Consider the following 1,629-nt stretch of genomic DNA (forward strand, 5'->3'; position numbering starts at 1 on the left):
CGGACCTCGTCGGCGGTGAGCACCTCGTGCGCCAGGCCCCAGAGCTCGGCCGCGTGGCGCGACCCCGACACCGTCGCGCAGGTCGGTGGACCCACGAACAGGCCACCGGTGATGCGGTAGACGTCTCGGCCGGAGTCACGGGCGAGCTCCTCCCACAGCTCGTAGGCGCGCAGCAGCAGCGGCACGTAGGCCGGGTCCTCGAAATACGACTGGCGGATGATCCGCGACCCGCCGTGCGACGACCCCCGGTCGTGCGCCGGCGAGAACCGCTCGAGTCCCAACACGCACTGTCCGCGCGCCGCGAGGTGGTAGGCCGCAGCCGATCCCATGCCCCCGAGTCCGACGACGATGACGTCGTATCGCTGCGATGAGCTCATCAGTACCTTCCCTTGATCCGAGCGTTCTCCGGGTCCACGGTGGTGGTCGGCGCCACGGTGAACGACGCGGTGGTGGCGAACCAGTCGACCTCGACACGGTCGCCGGTTCGCAGATCGGCCGGCCCCCAGGCGTAGGCGATGGTCCGCCCGATCGTCGGGGAGAACGTCGCCGACGTGATGTGTCCGACGGGGCCATCCGCGGTGGACACCGGTTCCGATCCCATCAGCACGGTGGCGGGGTCGTCGGCGATCACGGTGTGCAGTCGTCGCCGCACCGGCCGCTCGAGCATCGCTGTGCGGCCGGTGAACTCGTGGTTCTTGGCGACGGCGAACGCCAGTCCTGCCTCGTCGGGCGAGTCGACGGCGCTCATGTCGGTGCCCCACGACCGGTAGCCCTTCTCGATCCGCAGACAGTCCAGGGCACCGCGGCCGGCCCAGACCGCGCCGGCGGGTTGCGCCGCCTCGGTGATCCGGTCGGCGAGTTCCGCGCCGTCGGTGGCGTCGGCGTAGATCTCCCACCCGAATTCGCCGACGTAGGACACCCGCATCAGCAGGACGTCGACACCGGCCACCGTCGCAGGCGCGCACCGGTAGAAGGGCAGCGACGCCGCGTCGACGGCCGTCGACGTCAACGGGGCGATGACCGACTCGGCATGCGGACCCCACACGCCGAGACAGCTGGTCTCGGTGGTGGTCTCGCGCACCGACACCGACATCCCGCCGGCCCGGGCACGTCGGGCGTGCGCGGTCAGCCACGCGATGTCGACAGGCCCGTTGACACCGATCTGGAAGCGGTCGGTCGCGGTCCGGGCGACGGTCACGTCGCTGCGGATCCCACCGGTGTCGTCGAGGATCAGCGCGTAGAGCACCGTGCCGATCGGCCGATCCGGGTTGCGGGTGAGCAGAGGGGCGAGGAACGCCGCGGCGTCGGCACCGGCGATCTCGACACGCATCAGCGAGGTCATGTCGTAGAGACCCATCGTCGAACGGGTCGCGGCCGCCTCGGCCAGGACGGTCGGCGACCAGTGCCTGCGGAACCAGGTGTCGCCCAGATCATCCCGGTCCCCGGTCCCGACAACGTCGTTCGCATCGAACCAGGCGGGTCGCTCCCACCCGTGCGAGGTGACGAAATGCGCTTTCCGGGCCACGTGGCCGGCGTGCATCGGGCTGACCTGCCGGTCGCGCGCGACGGTGCGCTGTTGGCGTGGATGCACGATGTCGTACACCTCGTCGAAGGCACGCGCACTGAGCA

General features: G+C 70.6%; 2 protein-coding genes. Both read right to left on the reverse strand.

The window, feature by feature from the left end; all coding sequences use genetic code 11:
• Nucleotides 1-377 (reverse strand): FAD-dependent oxidoreductase (locus tag JHC79_RS23705; protein ID WP_296395546.1); only part of this gene is annotated, 377 nt, incomplete at its 3' end.
• On the reverse strand, nt 377-1,629 hold a 1,253-nt coding region (locus JHC79_RS23710; RefSeq protein WP_296395549.1), incomplete at its 5' end, for an aminomethyltransferase family protein. The genes JHC79_RS23710 and JHC79_RS23705, both read right to left, overlap by 1 nt.

This window comes from Williamsia sp., from assembly GCF_016462415.1.
GTDB lineage: Bacteria > Actinomycetota > Actinomycetes > Mycobacteriales > Mycobacteriaceae > Williamsia_A.